Genomic DNA, 22,307 nt, shown 5'->3' with positions numbered 1-22,307 from the left:
GATGCAGGACACATCCACCCAGATACCGGAGCTGTTCGACGAGTACCGCAGCGCGCTGGCGGAGGGAGACCTCCCGGCGGCCGTCGGATACGCCGTACAGATCGACGACACCGAGTCGAGCGTCGATTCGCTGTTGAGCGACTTCTCGACGGCCGTCGACAACGACCGTCGGGTGCTCGCTCGAACCATCCTCGGGCAGATCGCCGACGCGTACGAACGGAACGGACGGGAGTTCCAGGCGCGCACTCAGCGTGCGATGGCGGCGGTCGAGGAGGGCACCCTCACCGAATCCGAGCGGGAGGATCTGCTCGCGTTCACGAGGAACGCCGCACAGACCGATCTGACGAGGACGGGCTTTCTCGTCGAGGCGGTGAACTTCTTCGAGGGGACCCGGGACGGGTCGGAGCTGGTCGAGACGACGAACCGCGTCCGCAACACGGAACGCGACATCGGCGAGGCGTCGGACACGGCCTCGTCGGTCGCCTCCGAGGCGTCGCTGACGGCGACCCCGAGTATCCTGGGGAACTCGGCACCCGAGGAGCTGACGCGTGGAACCACCGTCGAGTTCGTCGCGACCGTCGGCAACGTCGGCGACGCGGAATCCGCCGACCTCTCGGTGACGGTCGAGTCCGACGAGGGCGTCGAGCCGGCCCGGTCGTCGTACGAGGTGGGGTCCCTCGCGGGCGGCGACCGCACGGACGTGGCGATCGAGGTCTCCGGGCGTCGGGCCGGCTCCCACTCGGTGACGGTCACGCTGGAGGCGGACGGTTCGGTCGTGGAGTCGGTGACGCACTCGTTCGACGTGCGCGAGACGGCCCAGTCCGTCAGGGAGGCCATCGCGGGGGAGTCCGGGGAGCTCGACGCGACCGACATCAGAACGGCGATCACTCACTGGACGAACGACACGCACGTGCCCGGAACCGGCGGCGAGACCGTCGACACCGGGACGCTCCAGCAACTCGTCACCGAATGGATCGAGGCGAACGAGGATGAGACGGATGCGTGACCGGTCACACACGGGTACGGACGCCCGCTCCCGGCGGATCCGGTGGGGCTGCGTCGCCATCGCCGTGGTGCTGGTGGTCGCTGCCACGGCGACGGCGGGAGTCGCCGCCCAGTCCGACGACGGGATCGGTCTCTCGCTCGATCCGGTTCGCGACACCGTCGAGCCGGGCGAGACGGTTCAGATCGGCGTGACCGTCGAGAACGCAGGCGACGCGGTCGCGCCCGCCACGGTGTTGCGGTTGGCATCGCTGCCCGACGGCTGGACGCTCGATTCGTGGTCGGGAACCGACGCCGCGTTCCGCGACTCGACGAACGAGTGGCTCTGGACGGCGGTCGATCCCGGCGAGACGCTGAAGTTCACCGTGGTGGTCGCGGTGCCGTCCGACGCCGCGGGCGAGGGAACGGTGGCGGGAACCTTGAGCGACGGGACGGATCGAGAGGCATCGGCGAGCACCACGATCAGGGTGCGAGAGGCGGACGCGACGACCACGCCGAGCGACGCCGCTTCGGGGGGTGGCGCGCCGATGGGATCGGACGCCCGGTCGCGACTCGAGCGACTGCGCACCTCGGTGGAGACGCCCGGGTTCGGTCCGGTACCGGCAGTGCTGGGCCTCCTGTTGACCGCCGCGGCGCTGGCGACTCGTCGACGGAAGTGATGCAGGCGTCGCGCGATGAACGACACGCGGGAAACCGGACCGGGGCGACGGCCGATCGCCCCGTCCAGCGGGTGGTGTCAACAGGGCCGAGGCCCGACGGTTCGGACCGGTTCGACCCGCTCGTACTCGATCGACAAAGTAGGTAACTCTTGCTGATTCCCTCGGATTTGCTCGTCGACCGTCCCGGTCGTCGCGCGGCCGCGTGCTTGAAGACGCACAGGCTCCGACGACGTGATATGTCGACACGATCGGCGGACTGGGACGAGGCGGCCGTCCGTGACCTGCACGCCGAACTGGTCGAACTGCACGGCGCTGTCGGCGCCAGCGACGCCCACGGCGCCGACAGCGACGCCGACCCGGGCGAGGGTGTCCGACAGCTGCTGACGACGATCCTCTCACAGAACGTCGCCGACGCGAACACCGACCGCGCCGCCGAGAGTCTCTTTTCGAGGTACGACGACTTCGCGGCCATCGAATCGGCCCCGACCGACGAGCTCGCGGAGACGATCCGCGTCGCCGGCCTCGCCGACACGAAGGCGACGCGGATCCAGCGTGCGCTCGCGGCGATCCGCGAGGAGACCGGCGGCGCGTACTCGCTGGCGTTCCTCGACGCGATGGGGACCGAGGAGGCGAAGGAGTGGCTCACCGAGATCAAGGGTGTCGGCCCGAAGACGGCGAGCGTCGTCCTCAACTTCCACTTCGGCAAGCCGACGATGGCCGTCGACACCCACGTCGAGCGGGTGTCCAAGCGGTTCGGGCTCGTCCCCGAGTCGGCGTCGAACGCCCGCGCCCACGACGTGCTGGACGCGACGATCCCGGACGAACTCACCTACCCGATGCACGTGCTGCTCATCGAACACGGGCGGACCCACTGTTCGGCGCGCGGTCCCGACTGCGACAACCCGGTGTGCGAGCGATACTGCGATTGCGAGTGGTGTTAGCCGGCCCACCGGCGAACCCTCTCGCGGAACGAGGTAACGGACGCGCTCGCGGGACGCGGCGCCGGGTCACCAACGAACGAAGATAATAGATCCTCCGGTAGAACCGTCGGATCGACCGTTCGCGGGGTCCAGCCGCTGACAACGGCGGATGGATTCTTGTGTCCCGGCCGCGAACCGCCGCACGGTGATGTGTACGAGACGAGTCCCGACGCGGTCGGCCGACCGACGCCGTCGACTCGTGATCGGGGGCGGCCGACGCCCCGGTCGACGACGCGAGGTGGGCGATGAGCGGTGACCACGAGCCGGGCGACCCATCGATCGACGGCGACACGTCGTTCGGGGGCAAGGTGACGGCCGACGGCGGCGGTGCGCTCACGGGGTTGTTCGCCCCGGAACGCGTCGCGGTCGTCGGCGCGACCGACCGCGAGGGGTCGGTGGGCCGGGCGGTGACGGAGAACCTCATCGCCGAGTTCGACGGCGAGGTCGTCCCCGTCAATCCGAGCCGCGACGAGGTGCTGGGCCTGTCGTGTGTGGGATCGGTCGCCGATGCCGACGCCGACATGGCCGTCGTCGCGGTCCCGCCGGGCGCCGTCATCGACGTGGTCCGCGAGTGCGGCGAGTCCGGGGTCCGGAACGTCGTCGTGCTCACGGCCGGCTTCGGCGAGACCGGCGCCGAGGGCGCCGACCGCGAACAGCAGCTCAGATCCGTCGCCGCCGAGTACGACCTGAACCTCGTCGGTCCGAACAGCCTCGGCGTCATGTCGAGCCCGCGCGGGCTCAACGCCACGTTCGGCCCCGACGCGCCGCCCGCGGGGGGCGTCTCGTTCATGAGCCAGTCGGGGGCGTTCGTCACGGCCGTCGTCGACTGGGCGAAAGAACAGGGGATCGGCTTCAAGGACGTGGTCTCGCTGGGTAACAAGGCCGTCCTGGACGAGACGGACTTCGTGCGCGCGTGGGGCGACGACCCCGACACCGACGTGGTCGTCGGCTACCTCGAGAGCATCGACGACGGCCGCGCGTTCGTCGACGCCGCCCGCGAGACGACCGACGACACGCCCGTGACGGTCGTCAAGTCCGGCCGCACCGACGCCGGCGCGCAGGCTGCCTCCAGCCACACCGGCGCCATCGCCGGATCGGACCGGGCCTACGAGGCCGGCCTCGATGCTGCCGGCGTCCTCCGGGCGGAATCGGTTCAGGAGTTGTTCGACTCCGCCCGCGCGCTCGCCGGCGGCGACGTGCCCGAATCGGACGGCGTCGCCGTCGTGACGAACGCCGGCGGCCCGGGCGTGATGGCGACCGACGCCGTCGGCGACGCCGAGCGCCTCCGCCTCGCCAGCTTCGACGACGGGACGGTCGAGAGCCTCAGTGAGGCGCTCCCGGACGAGGCGAACGTGTACAACCCGGTCGACGTGATCGGCGACGCGAGCGTCGACCGGTTCCGCGAGGCGCTCGACATCGCCCTCCGGGATCCGGACGTGGGCTCGGTTGTGGTGATCACCGCGCCGACGGCGACGCTAGACTTCGGCGAGTTGGGCGAGATGATCGCCGACGCCGCCGACGAGCACGGCGTCCCGATGGCCGCCTGCCTAATGGGCGGCGGTCGCCTCGCCGACGCCCGCGACGTGTTGCGCGAACGCGGGGTTCCGTCGTACTTCGACCCGGCGCGCGCGGTCGGGGGCCTGGAGTCGCTCGCGGAGTACCGCGAGGTTCGCGGGCGGTCGTATCCCGAGCCCGAGCCGATCGACGCGGACCGCGAGCGCGTCCGCGAGATCCTCTCTTCGGTCACCGAACGGTCGGACAATCGCCTCGGCGTCGAGGCGATGGAGATCTTCGACGCCTACGGGATCCCGACGCCCGAGGGCGCGGTCGTCGACGACCCCGCCGAGGCCGAGCGGATCGCCGAGGGGATCGGCGAGGAGGTCGTGATGAAGATCGTCTCGCCGGACATCCTCCACAAGTCCGACATCGGGGGCGTCAAGGTCGGCGTCCCGGTCGCGGAGGTCGGCGACGCCTACGAGGACCTGGTGTCGCGGGCACGCAACTACCAGCCCGACGCGACGATCCTCGGCGTGCAGATCCAGGAGCTGATCGACCTCGACGACGGCGTCGAGACGATCGTCGGCAGCCACACCGACCCGCAGTTCGGGCCGCTTGTCATGTTCGGGCTGGGCGGCGTGTTCGTCGAGATCATGGAGGACACCACCTTCCGCCTGGCGCCGGTCGGGCGCGACGAGGCCGCCGAGATGACCGAGGAGATCGAGGCCGCGCCCCTGCTGCGCGGCGCCCGCGGGCGCGAGGCGGTCGACCTCGATTCCGTCGTCGACGCCGTCAGGCGAGTGTCACAGCTGGTCGCGGACTTCCCGAGCATCGTGGAACTGGACGTGAACCCACTGGTCGCGACGCCCGACGGGGTCCGGGCCGTCGACCTGCGACTCACCGTCGACCCCGAGGAGCTGGAGTCACAGTCATGAACCCGTTACTCGTCACATCGACCGCCGAGAGCACCGGCAAGACGGCCGTCACGCTCGCGCTCGCGCGCATCGCCGCCGAGCGCGGCCGCGAGGTCGGCTACATGAAACCGAAGGGGACACGCCTCCAGAGCGTCGTCGGCAAGACGCTCGACGAGGACCCCATGCTCGCGCGAGAACTGCTCGGCACCGACGCCGAGATGCACGAGATGGAGCCGATCGTTTACTCGCCGACGTTCATCGAGGGGGCGATCCGCGGCCGGGAGGACCCCGACGAGCTCCGCGAGCGCATCGCGGAGGCGTACGACGGGCTCGCGGCGGACGTCGACGCAATGTTCGTCGAGGGCGGCGGCGACGTCCGCACCGGCGGCGTCGTCGACCTCACCGACCCCGAGGTGGCCGAGTTGATCGACGCCGACGTGCTGCTGGTGGCCGACTACGGGGAACCCGGCGACGTGGACGACCTGCTGGCGGCCGTCGACGACGTGGGCGACCGACTCGCGGGCGTCCTGTTCAACCGCGTCGACGACGCCGTGTACGACGATGTCGACCAGGATACCATCCCGTTCCTCACGAGCCGCGGCGTCGACACGCTCGGTGCGCTGCCGCGCAGTCCGGAGCTCGCCGGCGTGACCGTGTCGGCGCTGGCGGACGAACTCGGCGCGGAGGTGCTCGTCGAGGGAGACGGGGACGCGCTCGTCCAGCGGTTCATGGTCGGGGCGATGGGTGCCGAGGAGGCACTGCGGCACTTCCGTCGCGCTCGCGACGCCGCGGTCATCACCGGCGGCGACCGCTCGGACATCGCCACGGCTGCCGTCGAGGCCAACAGCGTGCGCTGCCTGGTGCTCACCGGCGGCCACCGTCCCTCCGGGTCGGTGCTCGGAAAGGCGAAGGAGGCTGGACTCCCGGTGTTATCGGTAGCCTCGGACACGCTCACGACCGTCGATCGCGCGGAGGACGTGATCCGGAGCGGCCGGACCCGCGACGCGCGGACGGTCGAAGTGATGCGGGAGTTGCTGGAGACGCACGCGGACGTGGAGGCATTATTGGGGGCCGGCGGAGACTGAGTTACCCGTAAACCCCGCAACCCGGACGCCTCCAGCTACGAACTTGATTCGTTCGAGTCGCTGTCTGCGAGGTACGCGGCGATCTCCTCGTCGTCGATCGCATCGAGCACGATGTCCGAATCCAGGTGTTCAGCGAGGCGTCGGTGGCCCCGCTCGCGGCGCGCCGCGATCTCCTCCTCCGACAGGCACGTATCGAAGGCTCGGTCGATGTACCGCTCGCGAAGGTCGTCGATGCGCTCGGCCGGGACATCGTCGTCCGCATCGAGTTCGCTGTCGAACCACTCGCGCCATCGGTCGCGGTCGGCCCACTCGCCAGTGAACTCGCTGTCCGGGCGGAGCCAGTCATAGTGGGGGACGACGCCGCCAGAGAACCCTTCCGACCGACGGTGATCGGCGAGCACCGTGCGGGCGACGTGGGCGCCGTGGCCGACCGCGACGACGACCTGGTCGTTGCGTCCGTCGGTCGGCGCGGCGACGTACAGGCCGTCGACGGGGGTGCTCCCGTCGTCGTTCGGGAAGTCGCGGTCGAGCTGTTCACGCACCTCACCGTGGTGCTCGTGCGTCTCGAAGAACTGGTCGCCGTCGTCGAGCGCCCGGAGGTACGACGCGTCGTACCACGCGGCCGCGACGACGTACCGGGCGGTGACCGGCTCCCCGTCCGCAGGCGTCACCCGAAACCCGGTATCGTCGCGCTCGACGGACTCGACGAGGTCCTCCCTGCGGTCGCCTCCGGCCTCCGCGAGGTGGTCGCGAAACAGCTCTGTGAGCGTTTCGACGTCGATCCCGCCGGGAAAGCCCGGGTAGTTCTCGATGAACGCGGCCCGCGCGAGCGCCGCGTTCCCGCGGTCGTACACGACCGTGTCGAGGCCGTAGCGGGCGGTGAACACGCCCACGCCGGTTCCGGTCGGGCCGCCCCCGACGACGACGACCCCGTGGTCCGGCTCAGGCATCGCCGAACTCGCCGGTGACGATGTTCGCGACCCGCTCGCGATCGAACAGCTCCTCGCCGCCGAACTCGTCGGGGTACAGGCCCTGTGCGGCCTGTTCGAGTTGGAAGAGGTTGATGATCGGCCCCTGGTAGGTGAGCCCGCCGTAGATCACTCGGTCGTTCTCGACGGCCGTCAGCTCGCTCGCGACCTCGTGGTTCTCCAGGTACGACCGAACGTTCTCGTCGAAGTAGTCCTCGGTGATCTCGCCCTGGAGCCGGATCGCGAGCGCGTCGGGGTCGATCTCCAACAGCGTCTCGAAGTCGAGGACGCCGCCGCCGGCCTGCGCGTCGTTTACGCCCGCGGCCGCGAGCGCGTCGCCCACCCGGAGGTCGCGCCAGTGCTTCGAGGTCGTCCCCTCCCCAACGAGGTACGGGTAGAACCCCTCCGGCGGGATGTCGGCCGGATACAGCAACGCGACGTCCGGCGTCTCAGCGGGCAGCCGGTCCCGCACGTCCGCGAGGATCTCGTCGTGATAGTCGCGGAACGCCTCGTACCGCTCCCGCTCGCGGAACACCTCCGCGAGCTTCCCGAACGCCTCGTACATCGAGTAGTGCGGGTAGTCGTGCCAGTCGTACACTCGCGTGAACGTCGTGTTGCCGACGAACGGCGCGACGTTCTCGGCGACCTCGTCCACGTCGCTCCGGCTCCAGCCGAGCCGGTTGGTCATGAAGTTCGGGTCGATGACGTGCACGTCGGCGTCGATCTCGTAGAAGATCTCCTTGCCCGTGCCGTCCTGATAGAGGGCGGTGAGCTCGTCGGTGTCGACGGAGACGCCCGGCAGCTCTTCGTAGAGATGCGCGCCGTACCGGCCCGGGATCCCGATCCCGGCCAGCCCATCGGCCTGCCCCAGCGCGACGCCCATGTCGGCGTAGTCGCCGGTGAACGGCACCCACCGTTCCGGTACCTCGTCGAACTCTACGGTCCCTGCCGGCTCCATCGTCACCGAGTATCCCGGGTCGGGAGTCGAGGTCGGCTCGTCGGTCGTCGTCTCAGTGTCGGACGGCGTCTCCGAACCGTCGTTCGATCGACCCGCACAGCCCGCGAGCAGTCCGGCGCCGATCACAGCTCCGCCCAGTACGTCCCGGCGCGTCCGTGGGATCTCTCCTGGCATATTTTTTAGGTTAGCCTAAAACATACTAAACGTTCTCATTTCCGGCACGGGGGAGAGCGCCGACGAATCGTTCGCGGCCACACGACCGTCAACGAGCGGTAGGTTGTGGAGCGACCGTCACTCCGTTTCCGTCTCCGCGTCCACTGGGGGCGACTCGTCGCCGGCGGACGGTTCGGAGAACCGGTCCGGCAACTCGTCCGGGTCCGAGGAGAGTAACGAGTCGGCGAGCCGTTCGGCCGCATCGGGACCGAGCGTACCGGCGATCTCGAGGGCCTGTCGCTCGTGGTCCTCCAACTCCAGGACGCCCCGGAAGAACCACGACAGCGCGGCGTACGTTTCGTGCAACTCCTCGGCGCGCTCGCGACCCGCCTCCGTCAGGGTCGCCCCCTCGTACGGCTCGTACTCCACGTATCCCTCCTCGGCGAGATCCTTCATCATCTCCGTCGCCGACGCCGGCGTCCGGTCGAGCCGGTCGGCGACCGTCCCGGTCCGTATCGGCGGGTCCTGCCGGTGTTCACAGATGAACAGCGCGAGTAGGTACTGCGCCGAACCGCTCATCCGCCCCTTCCCTCCGGCGGTTCGCGGCTGTCCTCCGGGATCGCGGGCCCTCCGTCGGCGGGTCCCGACCCGAATCCGTCTCGCATGCTTTTTCGGTCTACCTAAAAAATAAAAATTCTGTCGGTGCGATCGGTCCACCCCGTTGCTCCGGTGTAACGACGGAACCAACCGCTCACCGGAGCAACGAATACTGAGACGACTCGCTGGCCCGTTTCGCTCCGCCTCTACACGGTCTGGCTCCCGAGACCCTGCTATTTACACCCTCAGCTTAGCCGGTCCGAGCGATCCCTTACCAGTCACGCGAGCCCGCTGAGCGCACGCCCGACACCGAAGGCGACGCCGGCGGCAGCCATTCCGACCGCGAGCATCTCGGCGCCGTTGCGATACCATGGCCGCGCCGTCACGAGACTCCTGCTTGCCCCCACGATGAAGAAGGCCGCTCCGGTGAACGCGACCGACGTTCGAAACGCGGGAGCCACGCCAATGATGTACGGGAACAGCGGTGCCCACCCGGCGCTGACGAACGCGAGAAACGTAACAGCGGCCGTCCGATACGGTGGCTTCCCGTCGTGCGTATCCGGGGGTCGCTCCGGGCTGAAGGCCGGGCGGGATCGTTCGTAATCCAGTTCGGAACGCCGGCTGAGGTAGTTACTCATCCCCATCGAGAAGCCGTCTGCAAAGAGGTTTGCCGCACCCAACACGAGCACGATCGAGGGATTCAACGCCGCACCCGCGACACCCGACACGACGGCGAACGTCGTGACGATTCCGTCATTTGCCCCATAAATAACCTCGGCGAGATACCGTCCGGAGGATTTGATTTCGTCGCCGAGGAGCTGTTCGATCATGGATAGCCGGTATTGTCACCGGAGTAGAATAAACTGATCCGCGAAGTCAGCCGCATACACGCCGTCTCGGCACGTCAACCGAGCACGTACCGGAGCCACGGGTACCGCTCGACGAGGGTTTCGCCACCAACGTCGTACGCCTCGATGTACTGGTCGAGTCCGAGGATCCGACCGGCGCCGAAGGCGGCGACCGAGAGGAACACGAGCATGTACGCGAAGTCGCCGTTGATGTAGCCGTGGGAGATGTCCCAGTTGCCGAGATAGAACAGCAGCATCATGAACGCGCCGAAGAACGCCGCGAGCCGCGTGAACCCCCCGACGATCACGCCGAGTCCGATGAGCACCTCGCCCCACGGTACGGCGATGTTGACGAAGTCGACGAACCACGGCGTGTCCCCCATGGCGACGAACAGGCCGGCAACCGGGCTTCCGTTCGCCGGCGGCGCGTTCTGCAGGTAGCCGGCGGCGCTGAAGCTCCCCGACAACACCTTGTCGACGCCGCTCTGGAAGAACGCGAGGCCGATCATCAGCCTGAGCGCGAGGATGAACCAGACGCTCAACGTGTGCAGTTTGCCCTCCGCAGTGAACCCCCCGATCGTGCTCCGCAGTTCGACCTCTCGTGTGGACATCGACCGGAAGATGACAACTCACCTAATTAAGTCTACTCGCCGAACATATTCGACCGACTGCGGAGCCGAACCCTGCGCGGGTCGTTCCGCCCGCCGGTAGCGGTGGCGCGGCGCGCCGACCGGGACGGTTCCCGACCTGTCGGAGCCGTGGGAGTCGTATTTCTCGTGAGGCGACGACCACACTGTATGGATCACGAGGTCACCTCGCGTCCGTCGTTCGCGCTGCTCACCGTTTCCCTCGATCGGGGAGAGGCCGTCCGCGCGGAGGCGGGCGCGATGGTCAGCCACGATCACGGCGTCGACATCGAGACGAACGCGACCGGCGGGTTCCTGAAGTCCCTCCGACGCGCGGTCGGCGGCGAGAGCTTCTTCCAGAACACCTTCACCGCGACGGAGGCCGGCGACGTACAGTTCGCACCCCCGCTACCTGGCGACATCACAACCCTCGATCTGCGGGGGGAAACGGTGTACGTCCAGTCGGGGTCGTACCTCGCGGGCGACGCCGCCCTCGACGTGGATACCGACTTCGGCGGCGCGCGCACGTTCCTCGGCGGCGAGGGACTGTTCCTCCTGCGGGTCGCCGGCGACGGCCCGCTGTTCGTGTCGAGCTACGGCGCCATCGAGGCGATCGACCTCGACGACCGCGACTCGTTCGTCGTCGACACCGGCCACGTCGTCGCCTTCGAGGAGACGGCCGACTTCACCGTCCGGCGCGTCGGGGGACTGCGCTCGACGCTGACGAGCGGCGAGGGCCTCGTCTGTGAGTTCACCGGCTCGGGGACCGTGTGGCTCCAGTCGCGCAGTCAGGACGCGTTCCTCTCGTGGCTGATCCCGAAACTGCCGACCAGGTCATCGTCGTCGTCGACCTGAGCGACGGGTCCGTGAGTCGGAACGACGCACGCGTCACAGCGTCGTGAGAACGCCCGCCCGGGATAACCACCCCGGGGCGTGAAGCCGGCTGCATGCGACTGGTCCGGACGCTGGTGTCGGCCGACGCCGTCGACGAGGTGGAGGCGATACTCGACGGTTACGACATCGATCACGTGGTCGTGCGCGAGGCGAGCGACCGTGAAGACGCGGTGCTCGTGGAGTTCCCCGTGCCGACACAGGCGGTCGAAACCGTGCTCGACGAGCTCCGCGACATCGGGGACGGCGAGGACGCGTACACGGTCGTCGCCAGCGCGGAGTCGGTGTTCGCCCCCCACGTCGACGAACTGGAGGCGCGGTTCGTCACCGGCACCGAGGAGGACGACGCGATCGCCACCGAGGAGGTGCGCGCGACCGCCCTCGATCTGACGCCGAGCCCGCTGACGTACTACTCGATGACGGCGCTGAGCGCGCTCGTCGCGACCGCGGGGCTCCTGCTCGACTCCGCGGCGATCGTCGTCGGATCCATGGTGATCGCGCCGCTGGTGGGGTCGGCGCTCACCGCCAGCGTGGGGACCGTCCTCGACGAACGCGACATGCTGTGGGAGGGGTTGAAGACGCAACTCCTGGGACTCGTGCTCGCGATCGCGGCGGCGACCGCGTTCGGCGCCGCGCTGCGGTACGCGACGGTGCTCCCGCCGGCCTTGAACGTGACCACGACCCAGCAGATCGCCGGCCGCGTCTCGCCCGGGCTGCTGTCGATCGTCGTCGGCGCGTGCGCGGGCGCAGCCGGCGCGTTCGGGCTCGCGACCGGGGTGTCGGTCGCGCTCGTCGGCGTGATGGTCGCTGCCGCGCTGGTTCCCGCGGCCGCCGCCGTCGGCGTCGGCATCGCGTGGGGCGTCCCCGGCGTCGCGGTGGGCGCGTTCCTGCTGCTGGTGTTGAACGTCGTCGCGATCCACCTGTCGGCGGCGGCGGTGCTGTGGTACCTCGGCTATCGCCCCGAGCGGTCGACCGCCGGCGGCGACGACGCCGTCGGCGCCACACCCCGGTACGCCTCGGCGGCAGTGCTGGCGCTCGTCCTCGCCGCGACCCTCCTCGTCAGCGGCGGACTCGTGGCCGCACAGATCGGCTTCGAGCGCCAGGCCAACGAGGCCGCCGGCGACGTGCTCGCAGACGAGTCCTACGCCGATCTGGAGCTCGTGTCGGTGTCGACGGCGTTCCGGCTCCGCGCCCCGGTATCGGTGGGCGACGAGCAGCGCGTCACGGTCGTCGTCGCCCGACCCGCGGACCGACCGTACCCGGAGTTGAGTCGGTCGATCGCCGAGCGGATCGAACGCGAGACCGACAGGGAGGCGACGGTCACCGTCGAATTCATCGAGCGACAGACGGCCACGACGAGCGAGGCCGACGCGGACACCGAAGTGTCGAACATGCTGGCAGGGAAGCACTGACCGAACTGCTGGACACCACGACGCAGCTTCGCCGCCACACGGACGGTTAATACGGCTCGTCGGGGAGAGAGACCCATGGGCCACACACCGGAGCGACGACTCGCGACGTTCGTCGCCGACACGGAGTACGCCGATCTCCCGGAGGAAGTCCCCGAGACCGTCACCCGGGCGGTCGTCGACACCGTCGGCGTCACCCTCACGGGTGCCGTCGAGGGAGCGGGGGAGAAAACCGGCCGTTCGGCGGGGGTCGACCCCGAAGCCGCAGACGCGGCGACGCTGCTGGGCACCGGCGGCGGCGACGATCCCGCGGCGACGGCGCTGCGCGTCGGCACTGCCGCCCACGCGCTCGACTACGACGACCTCTCGTGGGCCCTCGACGGGCACCCGAGCGTGACGCTGGTTCCGCCGCTATTTGCACTCGCCGAGGAAACCGGCACGTCGGGGCGCGACTTGATCGCGGCCTTCGCGGTCGGCTTCGAGGTCGAGTGCGCGCTCGCCGGGCCGATCAGCCCCGCCCACTACGAGGCGGGCTGGCACGCCACGTCGACGTTCGGCGCCTTCGGCGCGACCGCCGCGGCGGCGTCGCTCCTAGACCTCGACGCCGACGCGACCGAGCGAGCGCTGTCCATCGCCGCGTCGACGCCCGCGGGGACGAAACGAAACTTCGGGTCGATGACGAAGCCGCTGCACGCGGGGTTGTGCTGTCGCTCGGGCGTCACCGCCGCGACGCTCGCGCGCGACGGCCTCACCGCGACGACGACGGCCATCTCCGGCGACAAGGGGTTCTGGGACCTGTACGACCCCCGGCCGGACGCGGACGATACTGACCGCGACGCTCGCGATGTGTTCGCGTTCGACCCGGACGCCGACTGGGCCATCGAGACCGAGGGGATCCACGCGAAGGCGTACCCGTGCTGTTACTTCACCCACACCAGCATCGCGGCGACGGCGGATATCGTCGAGGGCGGGGTCGCCCCCGACGACATCGACCGGATCGAGGTTCGCGCGGCCGGCGGCGCCGGCGACGCGCTCGCGTATCCCGACCCGGAGACCGGGCTGCAGGCGAAGTTCTCGATGGAGCACGCCGTCGCCTGCGCGGCCGTCCGCGAGCGCGTCGACCTGGCGGCGTTCGAGCCCGAGGCGCTCGCCGACCCCGCGATCGACGCCGTCCGCGAGCGCGTCGACTTCGCCGTCGACGAGTCGCTCCCGTACGACTCACACGAGGCGACCGTCGTGGTCGAGACCGTCGACGGCGAGCGCCACGAGCGCCGGCGGACGAACCCCCCGGGGGTCCACACGAATCCGCTGTCGCCAGAGCGCCGTCGCGCGAAGTTCCTCGAGTGCGCCGAGCGGGCGGTCTCGGACGAGGACGCCGAACGGCTGTACGAACGGCTGTGCGAGCTCCCGAAACTGGACGACGTGGCGGCGACGGTCGCCGGCGCCGACACCCCGTCCCGACTGCCGTAACCGGACGGTTTATTGGCTCGCTATCGGGACTCTTGAACACCAGAATGGTAGCTACCGACACGGTACAGTTGACCGATCGACAACGGTCGGTCCGCGACGCCGTCGGCGACATCTGTGACGAGTTCGACGCCGCGTACTGGCGGGAACACGACGCCGAGGGCGAGTATCCACACGACTTCGTGAACGCCCTCGCCGAGGAGGGGTGGCTCGGCGTGCTCCTCCCCGAGGAGTACGGCGGGAAGGGATACAGCACGGAGGAGGCCGTCGCGATGATGTACACGATCGCCCGCAGCGGCGCCGGTTTCAGCGGCGCCCAGACGGTCCACGCGGCGATCTACAATTCGGCGCCCCTCGTGAACTACGGCAGCGAGGAACTGAAATCCGATCTGCTTCCCCGGGTCGCCAGCGGCGACGCGTGGATCCAGTGTTTCAGCCTGACGGAGCCGAAGGCGGGCTCGGAGTCGACGGCGATCGAGACCGAGGCCGTCCGCGACGGCGACGAGTACGTGATCAACGGGGAGAAGCTGTGGACCTCCCGGATCGACGTGAGCGACTACCTCGTGCTCGCGGCGCGGACGACGCCCCGCGAAGAAGTCGAGAAGAAGACCGAGGGCGTCTCGCTGTTCCTCGTCGACATCGAGCGGGGACACGAGGCGGGCAGCCTCGATCTGGAGGAGATCGACAAGACCGCGAGCGGCGTCGTCAGCTCCTTCCGGGTCACCTACGACGACCTCCGCGTCCCCGCGGACCGACTGATCGGCGTCGAGGACGAGGGGTTCTACCAGGTGCTCGACGGCCTCAACGAGGAGCGGCTCGTCATCGCGGCCGAGACCGTCGGCCTCGGCGAGCTCGCCGTCGAGAAGGGCGTCGACTACGCGAACGAACGCGAGGTGTTCGGCCGCGCAATCGGACAGAACCAGGCGATCCAGCACCCGCTTGCCGCGGGACACGCCCGCCTGCAGGCGGCCAAGCAGTTCACCTTCGCCGCCGCGAAGCGGACCGGCGACGAGGACCGGAAGGCCGTCGGCGCGTGGGCCAACACCGCGAAGTACCTCGCGGCGGAGGCCGCCTTCGAGGCCGCGGACGCCGCGGTCCAGACGCACGGCGGCCGTGGGATCGACCGCGCGTACGACGTGGAGCGGTACCTCAGGGAGGCGCGGCTCACGCGGCTCGTCCCCGTCACGCAGGAACTGGCGCTGAACTACCTCGGGGAAAACGTGCTGGGGCTCCCGCGGTCGTACTGACGGACGGACGCGCCACTGAACTCACCAACACAGAGACACCCACGATCCACTCACACCATGACTGACAACGACACCGACGACGGACGCGACGACATCGAGCGACGACTGGTCGAGGGCTGGCAGGGCCGCTACTACGAGGACTTCGCGGTCGGCGACGTGTACAAGCACCCGTACGGCCGGACGGTGACCGAGACGGACAACGTCTGGTTCACCAACCTCACGATGAACCTCAACCCGATGCACTTCAACGAGGCGTACGCCGCCGAGACGGAGTTCGGCGAGCGCCTCGTCGACGGCACGTTCGTCATCGCGCTCGTCGTCGGGATGAGCGTCATCGACGTGAGCGCGAACGCGACCGCGAACCTGGGCTACGACGACATCCGCCATCACGCGCCGGTCTACCACGGCGATACGATCTTCGCCGAGAGCGAGGTGGTCCACAAGCGCGAGAGCGAGTCGCGCGACCACGTCGGCATGGTCACCACCCAACTGCGCGCGTTCAACCAGGACGACGAGCTCGTGCTTACACTGGAGCGCACGCCGATGGTGCTGAAGCGCGAGTACGCACAGCCGTCGGCGGCGGCGCCGACCGGGTGGCCCGAGGGAATCGGAACCCAACCGGAGGACCTCGAGGAGTGACCCGCGAGTCTGACCCCGCCGATCGGATCCCCGACGGCCGGATCCAGGGCGATCTCCCGGTCGTCGACGCCGCGTCTGCCACCGAGCACGTCCCCGACGACGCGACGATGCTCGTCAGCGGCTTCGGCAGCGTCGGCTACCCGAAGGCCGTCCCGCGGGCGCTGGCCGACGCGGCCGCCGGGGACGGGGACGCCGAGGGCGAGGACGCCGACGCCGGCCGAAATCTGTCGCTGTCGGTCGTCAGCGGCGGGAGCGTCGGCGGGGAGATCGACGAGGCGCTCGTCGAGGTCGGCGCGATCGACCGACGCTACCCGTTTCAGGCGCGCGAGGCGATCAACGCCGCGATCAACGACGGCCGCGTCGCCTTCGCCGACCGACACATCTCCTCGCTCGGCGACGACGTTCGCTTCGGCGGGATGGTCGACACCGACGGCAGCGTCGCCGTTGTCGAGGCCGTCGCCGTCGGCCCCGACTGGTTGATCCCGTCCACGTCGGTCGGGCTGACCCATGCGTTCGTCGAGGCTGCCGACACGGTGATCGTCGAGGTGAACGAGGACCAGCCGCTGTCGCTGTCGGCGTTCCACGACGTGTATCGGACCGGGACGCCGCCCGAGCGCGACCCGATCCCGTTGACCACCCCCGACGAGCGCATCGGCGGCCCGCGGATCGCGTTCGAGCCGGGGAAGCTCGAGGCCGTCGTCGAGACGACCGGTCGCGACGCCCCCTACGAGTTCCGCGACCCGACCGACGTGGACCTGCGGATCGCGAACCGTCTCGGCGACTTCCTGGAGCGCGAGGTCGAGCGCTCGTCGCTGTACGACGACTCGCTGCGGATCCAGTTCGGCGTCGGCAGCCTCGGCAACGCCCTGATGGGCGCGCTCGGGGACGCCGATCTCGGCGATCGCGACCTGATCTACTACGGCGAGGTGCTCCAGGACGGCCTGCTCGACCTGCTCGATGCGGGGGAGCTTCGCTCCGCGAGCGCCACGTCGCTGGCGCTGTCGACCGAAGGGCAAGAGCGCCTGTTCGACGACGCCGAGCGATACGCCGAGGACGTGGTGATCCGCACCGGCGACGTGTCGAACGGGCCGGCGCTGATCGATCGGTTCGGCGTCGTCGCGGTCAACAGCGCCGTCGAGGTCGACCTGTACGGGCACGTCAACTCCACCAACCTCGGCGGCTCGCGGATGATAAGCGGCGTCGGCGGCAGCGGCGACTTCACCCGCAACGCCCCGCTGTCGGTGATCGCGCTCGGCTCGACGGCCGCCGGCGGCGACATCTCGAAGATCGTCCCGAAGGCCTCACACGTCGACCACACCGAACACGACGTGGACGTGGTGATCACCGAACACGGGGTGGCGGACCTACGGGGCACTTCGCCGCGGGAGCGCGCCCGCGCGCTCCTCGAGTGCGCACATCCCGACTACCGCGACGACCTTCGGGCGTATCTCGATCGCGCCGGTGCGACCGGCGGCCACGAGCCCGTCGACCTCGACACCGCCTTCGACTGGACGGAGCACGCCTGAATCGTCGACAATTCGTTCTTCTCTTCCACGGGTTCCCCGCGATTTCCGTGCTCGAACGCGCGGCGTTAGCGTCGACGTGACCGCACGTACGCCGTCACTGTCGATCTATTGACCGGAGTTTGACTGGCTCGGACCCGACGGAGCGGGTCGTTTCCTGGACCGAGTGGTATCGGTTTCCACAACCGGAAGAATTCCCCACTCGAATTACCCTCGGGACGGCGATTCCTCGTGTATGAACACGGGGACGCTGAAGCAGTTCGAGATCGATAACGGTCGGCTGTACTTTCTCCGGGTCGGGGACGACAGCACGAACCCGGCGAACGTTCGGATCATCCGCCCGACGATCGACTCGGTTCTCGAAGGGAGCGAGGTCCCCGTCTGGGCCCGACTCTGCAAGCAGGCTACCGCCCCAAAAGGGGAGAAACTGCTGTTGATGACTGACCGTCGGTTCGTGATACTCGACACCGAACGCGAGGGAACCGACGAGATCCCACTGAGTCAGGTCCGGCTGTTGTCCGTCGAATCCCCGAGGACCGAATCCAGGCGTGCCGCGGCAAACGCCCTCGGGCGAGCGTCGATCTTCACCCGACTCCCCACGGCGGTGTTGCAGGCGAAAGAACAGCTCAGGAAGGAACTCTCCATCACGACCACATACGCCAAGGAGTATCGGTTCACTCGGTTCGATGGGGTCGACGCCGACAAGGTGTGTCGCGAACTCCAACTGAACCTCCGAACGCTGCTAGATGCCCGGAACGACAGTGAGGTTCGCGGGGAGGTGCTAGAACGAATCGAGGACAACATCGCGAAGATTCCGGAGGCGGATATTCACCTCCCGGCGGAGTTTCTGGAGTCCGCACTCGAATCCGATTCGCCCGTCGACCACGTGCTGGCGTATCGGGACGGCGTCCGATCGGCGCGAGAGAGCAAGCCGTTCACGAGCGTGACGTTCCGGAGGTACGATCCGGAAACGCAGAAAAGCTGGGAGCGAGGGTGGGAGGAGGAAGCCTCGAAACTACCGGCGGCGGAAGAAGTGACGGTCATCGCGGATCTGTTCGGAGACGAGACCGAGAAACTCGAATCGGAGTTGGTTCGGGCAGTGGTTCGGCCGGGCGATGAGCTCGTGTACCCGTTGAACATCCGGGATATCGGGATCGTGATCGGGGACTGCACTCCCGATCCTGCCGAAGGCCGCATCCTGATCACGCCCGAGACGAAGATCACGTACGAGAACGACTTTCGGGACCCTGATCCCCCCGAACTCCCCTATTCGCTCACCGAGCAAGAACCGAGGGAGATCTACATGGAGGGTGTTTGGCAAGCGTCCGAAGGCTCGCACGTGTCCGACTGTCCCTACAGAAACCTGCAGAGGCGGAATTACTGGAAGGACGGGTACGAACCCCAAGCTCGGCTGCTCGGGATGGACGTCCCCCACGTCTCACCGCCTCCGGACCTCCCGGATCCGCAAGCGAGAGAGTGGTACCGGGAGGGGGCTGCAGCCGCATACAACGACCGGCCCGAGAGCATCGCCCCCGGCGAATCGGGCTCCGAGCAATACCGTATCTGGATGCGGGGATTCGAGGACGAACAGACCGCGTTACAGCAGCACCGCCGAGCCGGGAGTGCTACCGACGCCGATCAGCAGACGCTTACTGCGGTTTCCGACCCGATGGAACGGGCGGTCTACGAGAAAGGGATGATCGCTGCATATGCGGGTGAGTCCCTCGATGATTGCCCGTTCGAGACACGGGCGTGGCAGGATATCTGGGAACAGGGCTTCACCGCTGCGACGGAGGAGGAGGAATAAACGGGTGCACCCACTGAGCCAACACGAACAGTCCTGCACTGTTCACAGTATCCGGACGGACGAAGGGACGGTACCCCGACAGACGGTCCACAATCGGATACAATGTTGAGTATACGGCTAATATCGCGGCCGGCGTCTCTCCGTATCGAGAATCCATGCTTGATGAACTGCTTGAAGCGATCGCCGGGGTGCTTTCCGAGGTGGACGGTGACGACGATGTAGACGAGCTGCTGGACACGGACCCCGCCGAGTTCGACGGCCTGCTGTTCGACGTCACGTCGGAAGCGGGATCGGCCGACATCGCACTGGCCGATATCGGGGACGGGGCAGTCGATGACGCCGACGGGTTGGGGAGCTCCGAACGAGCGGAGCCGGAGGGACTTCCCGATTACCCGGACGTGGTGGACCGGGCGTTCGCGGCTATCAAATCACCCGACTACGTTCCGAAGTCGAACACCGGCGCGATGGTCGATGCACAGATGGCAACGTTACACAGCGAGCTCGGGGCGATAGCGGACATGTCTCCCGAACAGCGTGAATCCTACACCGCCATCAAAAACGCCCAGATCGGAGCCGTCGATACGCAGATACAGGCAGAGCGGTTCGATGCCGACGTTCGACGCGATGTCACCGATTCGATGCGGAAACTGTCGGAATCCGACGCAAAGAGCTACGCTCCCTTCACCTACACTCCCGCCGAGTCTGGCCTGACGCTCTCTGACGTGGATGTCCCAGTGGGAGAATCCGAGACGACAACGTTGGGTAACGGCATCATAGAGTACGATGGTAGGCAGTACAGACGCCTGCTGAACGGATCGTACGAGCGGATTGAATGAAATTACGGCGGATCGGATACTTCTCCACGAGCGTATCGAGTACCTGAGATTCGGAAATCCTTCGAATTCGCGTACTCCAGACCCTCTCGACGTGATATACACGGAGCCGATCCTCCGAAACTCCGGAGTCTCCTCCAAGTCACCCTTGATATAGCGGCTAGTGATTTATCGGGACAGTCAATCGTCGATGTCCGAACCGAGTCCTCGAGCTTCCAGCACCGTATTCGCGACCTCTTCGGCGTGATCCGCGAGGACACGAAGCGCCGCGTCGTGGAGTTCTCGCTTCGACGCATCCCGGACATCGTGGCGCCGTAGCGTGGGTTCGACATCGATCGCGAGCGCGTCCTCGAACTCGTCCCACGCGCGTTGTCGTGCGTATAACGGACGTTGTTTCGCTTCCTCGAATCCGAACGCCGGTTCGGAATGCGCCGTCGTGTCCTCACCGGTACCGGCAGACGATCCAAGGGGTCCCGCATCGTCCTGGCGGCGGTTCTCGGAGTGTGAATCCGAATCGGCGGTCAGATCGGCCTCTGTGACCGACGCGTCGACCGGCTCAGACGCGTCTCGTTCCTCCGCTGCATCCTGGGTGTCGGATCTCTCGTCCTCGGCCTGTTCTGCCTGGTCGAGGTCGTCGAACGCCATCAGGCCACCACCTCACGCTCGCGGACCACGCCGCCGGTTTCGACGATCGCGGCTAGTTCGCCGTAACAGGAGAGCTGGTCGCAGCTGCCGTCGTAATCGCGCAACGGGAGCCCCGCGTCGTTGGCGTCGTCGATCGCCGACCGATAGCGGATCCCGGGGAGCGGACCGTCGTACGTCCCCTCGTCGATCGCCGCCCAGTCATCGTCGGAGATCCGACAGAAGTTCGGAACGACGGAATCGGCGATCCCCATCGAGTTGATCTCCTGCAGAAGCGCGCGATCGCGTCGGTCCTGGTCCAGTCGTTGCGATAAACCCGAGGGAACGACCGCGAGAATGTCCAACTCGAAGTACTGGCGCGCCTCCTTCACCAGTCGATTGACCGTGTTGTGGATGCCGGAGTCGTATCCCGTCTCCGGACGCACGGGGATAATGAGGTTGTTCGTCGCGTACAGGGCGTTTTCGTTGAGTTTCCCCTGGTTGGCGGGGCAGTCGACGACGATGTAGTCGTACTCCTCGCCGAGCAACGGCTCGACGACACGGGTGTTCAACCGCGTAGAACCACCCATCGCGTTCTTCAATTGGGTCTGAACGTCCTCGAGGTCCTGATGTGCCGGGAGGAGGTCCAGACCGTCGACGACGGAGACGATCGCATCGCGTACGTCCCCGTCTTCGAGGAGGACCTCGTGAACGTGGTTCGTCTCGGCTTCGTACTCTTCGATAAAGCCGAGATTCTGCGTCATGTGACCGTTGTCGTCGAGATCGATGACGAGCGCGGACTCGTTCCGATGTGCCAACTCGCGCGCGAGGTTGATCGCGGTCGTCGTTTTCGCGAAGCCACCTTTGAGAACGCCGACCGCGACGGCGCGAGGTTGAGTGTCGTGTTCTGACATGGGATCACCTTCGTCGGCCACCGAGCGACGACGCCAGTGTGGGACAGGTAGCTGAGCGAGGTACCTCACCTCGCTCAAAATAGGCACCTATTCCGAAGTTTGTGCCTATTTTGTGTTCCACACCGGCCGGAGGATCGACGGGACGACATCGATCTGCCCGGTTACCGTGTTGTAGACAGGGGTATCAGCGGATCATACAAGAAGGTACGCAAGACATCTGAGCCAGAAACCCGAGGTGAACCATCGAAGCCACCTATCTCAGCTAAGGTAGCTACGATAGGTAACTTACCTTCAACAGGTGAGTCACCTCCAATAGAGAAGATATCGATCGCAGGTACAGGAGGTGAGCCAACCACGCACGGCAGCATCGTTCAGCCACACCTTCTGAAATAGGTAAGATAGTTAAGATAGCTATCTGATGTATCTTAGCTATTGTTCGTCAGTGAGAGGGATCCACAACCCGTGAATTGGTACGGGAGTGCGATACTCGCGGCATCAGCCACGCACCCGAGACAGCTATTGGTCAGGCAAGGAGAGGGTGCAGAAGAATAGACGAGATATCTACCTTAGGTACCTCACCTATCGATCGAACGGTGGGAGAGCTTCGATAACAGACACATAGACCAGAAGTTCGAAATCTGTATTGATATCCCCACACCCGGGACAAGG

Annotated in this window: 20 protein-coding genes; 13 read left to right on the top strand and 7 right to left on the bottom strand. The window is 67.4% G+C overall.

Going from position 1 to position 22,307, the window contains the following annotated elements; translation table 11 throughout:
* Position 1: 1 nt before the first annotated feature.
* From K6T36_RS16535 to K6T36_RS16515, 5 genes are all read left to right on the top strand, one after another.
* On the top strand, positions 2–1,006 hold the full coding sequence (locus K6T36_RS16535) for a CARDB domain-containing protein (protein WP_222923833.1): 1,005 nt from the start codon (positions 2–4) through the stop codon (positions 1,004–1,006).
* Positions 999–1,661, top strand: coding sequence for an NEW3 domain-containing protein (locus K6T36_RS16530; protein WP_222923832.1), 663 nt, complete (start codon positions 999–1,001; stop codon positions 1,659–1,661). The genes K6T36_RS16535 and K6T36_RS16530 overlap by 8 nt, the downstream gene beginning before the upstream one ends.
* Before the next feature lie 236 nt (positions 1,662–1,897).
* Complete coding sequence (locus K6T36_RS16525) at positions 1,898–2,602, top strand: endonuclease III domain-containing protein (RefSeq protein WP_222923831.1); 705 nt, start codon at positions 1,898–1,900, stop codon at positions 2,600–2,602.
* Positions 2,603–2,886: 284 nt separating this feature from the next.
* Positions 2,887–5,073 carry an acetate--CoA ligase family protein gene (locus K6T36_RS16520; protein ID WP_222923830.1) on the top strand — a complete coding sequence of 729 codons (2,187 nt, stop codon included), beginning with the start codon at positions 2,887–2,889 and terminating at the stop codon, positions 5,071–5,073.
* On the top strand, positions 5,070–6,137 hold the full coding sequence (locus tag K6T36_RS16515) for a phosphotransacetylase family protein (protein ID WP_222923829.1): 1,068 nt from the start codon (positions 5,070–5,072) through the stop codon (positions 6,135–6,137). Before K6T36_RS16520 ends, K6T36_RS16515 begins: the two co-directional genes overlap by 4 nt.
* Before the next feature lie 35 nt (positions 6,138–6,172).
* Here K6T36_RS16515 and K6T36_RS16510 read toward each other — a convergent pair whose 3' ends face one another.
* The 5 genes from K6T36_RS16510 to K6T36_RS16490 form a co-directional block, all read right to left on the bottom strand.
* Positions 6,173–7,087, bottom strand: a complete 915-nt coding sequence (locus K6T36_RS16510) for an NAD(P)/FAD-dependent oxidoreductase (protein WP_222923828.1) — start codon at positions 7,085–7,087, stop codon at positions 6,173–6,175.
* Positions 7,080–8,237: an ABC transporter substrate-binding protein gene (locus K6T36_RS16505; RefSeq protein WP_222923827.1), complete on the bottom strand. Its 1,158-nt coding sequence runs from the start codon at positions 8,235–8,237 to the stop codon at positions 7,080–7,082. The genes K6T36_RS16510 and K6T36_RS16505 overlap by 8 nt, the downstream gene beginning before the upstream one ends.
* A 117-nt stretch (positions 8,238–8,354) precedes the next feature.
* Positions 8,355–8,795, bottom strand: a complete 441-nt coding sequence (locus tag K6T36_RS16500) for a metal-dependent transcriptional regulator (RefSeq protein WP_222923826.1) — start codon at positions 8,793–8,795, stop codon at positions 8,355–8,357.
* Between the two features lie 296 nt (positions 8,796–9,091).
* Positions 9,092–9,643 carry a VIT1/CCC1 transporter family protein gene (locus K6T36_RS16495; protein WP_222923825.1) on the bottom strand — a complete coding sequence of 184 codons (552 nt, stop codon included), beginning with the start codon at positions 9,641–9,643 and terminating at the stop codon, positions 9,092–9,094.
* A gap of 74 nt (positions 9,644–9,717) precedes the next feature.
* Positions 9,718–10,272: a DoxX family protein gene (locus tag K6T36_RS16490; protein WP_222923824.1), complete on the bottom strand. Its 555-nt coding sequence runs from the start codon at positions 10,270–10,272 to the stop codon at positions 9,718–9,720.
* A gap of 186 nt (positions 10,273–10,458) precedes the next feature.
* On the opposite strand from K6T36_RS16490, the gene K6T36_RS16485 reads away from it, so the two are divergent.
* The 8 genes from K6T36_RS16485 (at position 10,459) to K6T36_RS16450 (ending at position 20,106) form a co-directional block, all read left to right on the top strand.
* On the top strand, positions 10,459–11,142 hold the full coding sequence (locus tag K6T36_RS16485) for a TIGR00266 family protein (RefSeq protein ID WP_222923823.1): 684 nt from the start codon (positions 10,459–10,461) through the stop codon (positions 11,140–11,142).
* A gap of 92 nt (positions 11,143–11,234) precedes the next feature.
* On the top strand, positions 11,235–12,590 hold the full coding sequence (locus K6T36_RS16480; protein WP_222923822.1) for a TIGR00341 family protein: 1,356 nt from the start codon (positions 11,235–11,237) through the stop codon (positions 12,588–12,590).
* A 75-nt stretch (positions 12,591–12,665) separates the two neighbouring features.
* Positions 12,666–14,057 carry an MmgE/PrpD family protein gene (locus tag K6T36_RS16475; protein WP_222923821.1) on the top strand — a complete coding sequence of 464 codons (1,392 nt, stop codon included), beginning with the start codon at positions 12,666–12,668 and terminating at the stop codon, positions 14,055–14,057.
* A gap of 44 nt (positions 14,058–14,101) precedes the next feature.
* Positions 14,102–15,301, top strand: coding sequence for an acyl-CoA dehydrogenase family protein (locus K6T36_RS16470; RefSeq protein ID WP_222923820.1), 1,200 nt, complete (start codon positions 14,102–14,104; stop codon positions 15,299–15,301).
* A 57-nt stretch (positions 15,302–15,358) separates the two neighbouring features.
* The gene (locus K6T36_RS16465) at positions 15,359–15,940 is read left to right on the top strand and encodes a MaoC family dehydratase (RefSeq protein WP_222923819.1); all 582 of its coding nucleotides are present in this window, start codon (positions 15,359–15,361) and stop codon (positions 15,938–15,940) included.
* Positions 15,937–17,466, top strand: a complete 1,530-nt coding sequence (gene scpC / locus K6T36_RS16460) for a succinyl-CoA:acetate CoA-transferase ScpC (protein WP_222923818.1) — start codon at positions 15,937–15,939, stop codon at positions 17,464–17,466. Before K6T36_RS16465 ends, scpC begins: the two co-directional genes overlap by 4 nt.
* Positions 17,467–17,698: 232 nt before the next feature.
* On the top strand, positions 17,699–19,270 hold the full coding sequence (locus K6T36_RS16455) for a hypothetical protein (RefSeq protein ID WP_222923817.1): 1,572 nt from the start codon (positions 17,699–17,701) through the stop codon (positions 19,268–19,270).
* A 155-nt stretch (positions 19,271–19,425) separates the two neighbouring features.
* Complete coding sequence (locus tag K6T36_RS16450) at positions 19,426–20,106, top strand: hypothetical protein (protein ID WP_222923816.1); 681 nt, start codon at positions 19,426–19,428, stop codon at positions 20,104–20,106.
* Positions 20,107–20,283: 177 nt separating this feature from the next.
* Here K6T36_RS16450 and K6T36_RS16445 read toward each other — a convergent pair whose 3' ends face one another.
* Together K6T36_RS16445 and K6T36_RS16440 are read right to left on the bottom strand one after the other, a co-directional pair.
* A complete protein-coding gene (locus K6T36_RS16445) occupies positions 20,284–20,748 on the bottom strand; it encodes a DUF7970 domain-containing protein (protein ID WP_222923815.1) in 465 nt (154 codons plus the stop codon).
* Entirely contained in the window at positions 20,748–21,638 is an 891-nt protein-coding gene (locus tag K6T36_RS16440; RefSeq protein WP_222923814.1) for a ParA family protein, read from the bottom strand. The genes K6T36_RS16445 and K6T36_RS16440 overlap by 1 nt, the downstream gene beginning before the upstream one ends.
* Positions 21,639–22,307 lie beyond the last annotated feature (669 nt).

Origin of the sequence: Halobaculum roseum, assembly GCF_019880245.1 — an archaeon.
GTDB lineage: Archaea > Halobacteriota > Halobacteria > Halobacteriales > Haloferacaceae > Halobaculum > Halobaculum roseum.
Note: the sequence above shows the minus strand (reverse complement) of the source record. Positions and strands in the feature narration are given on the sequence as shown.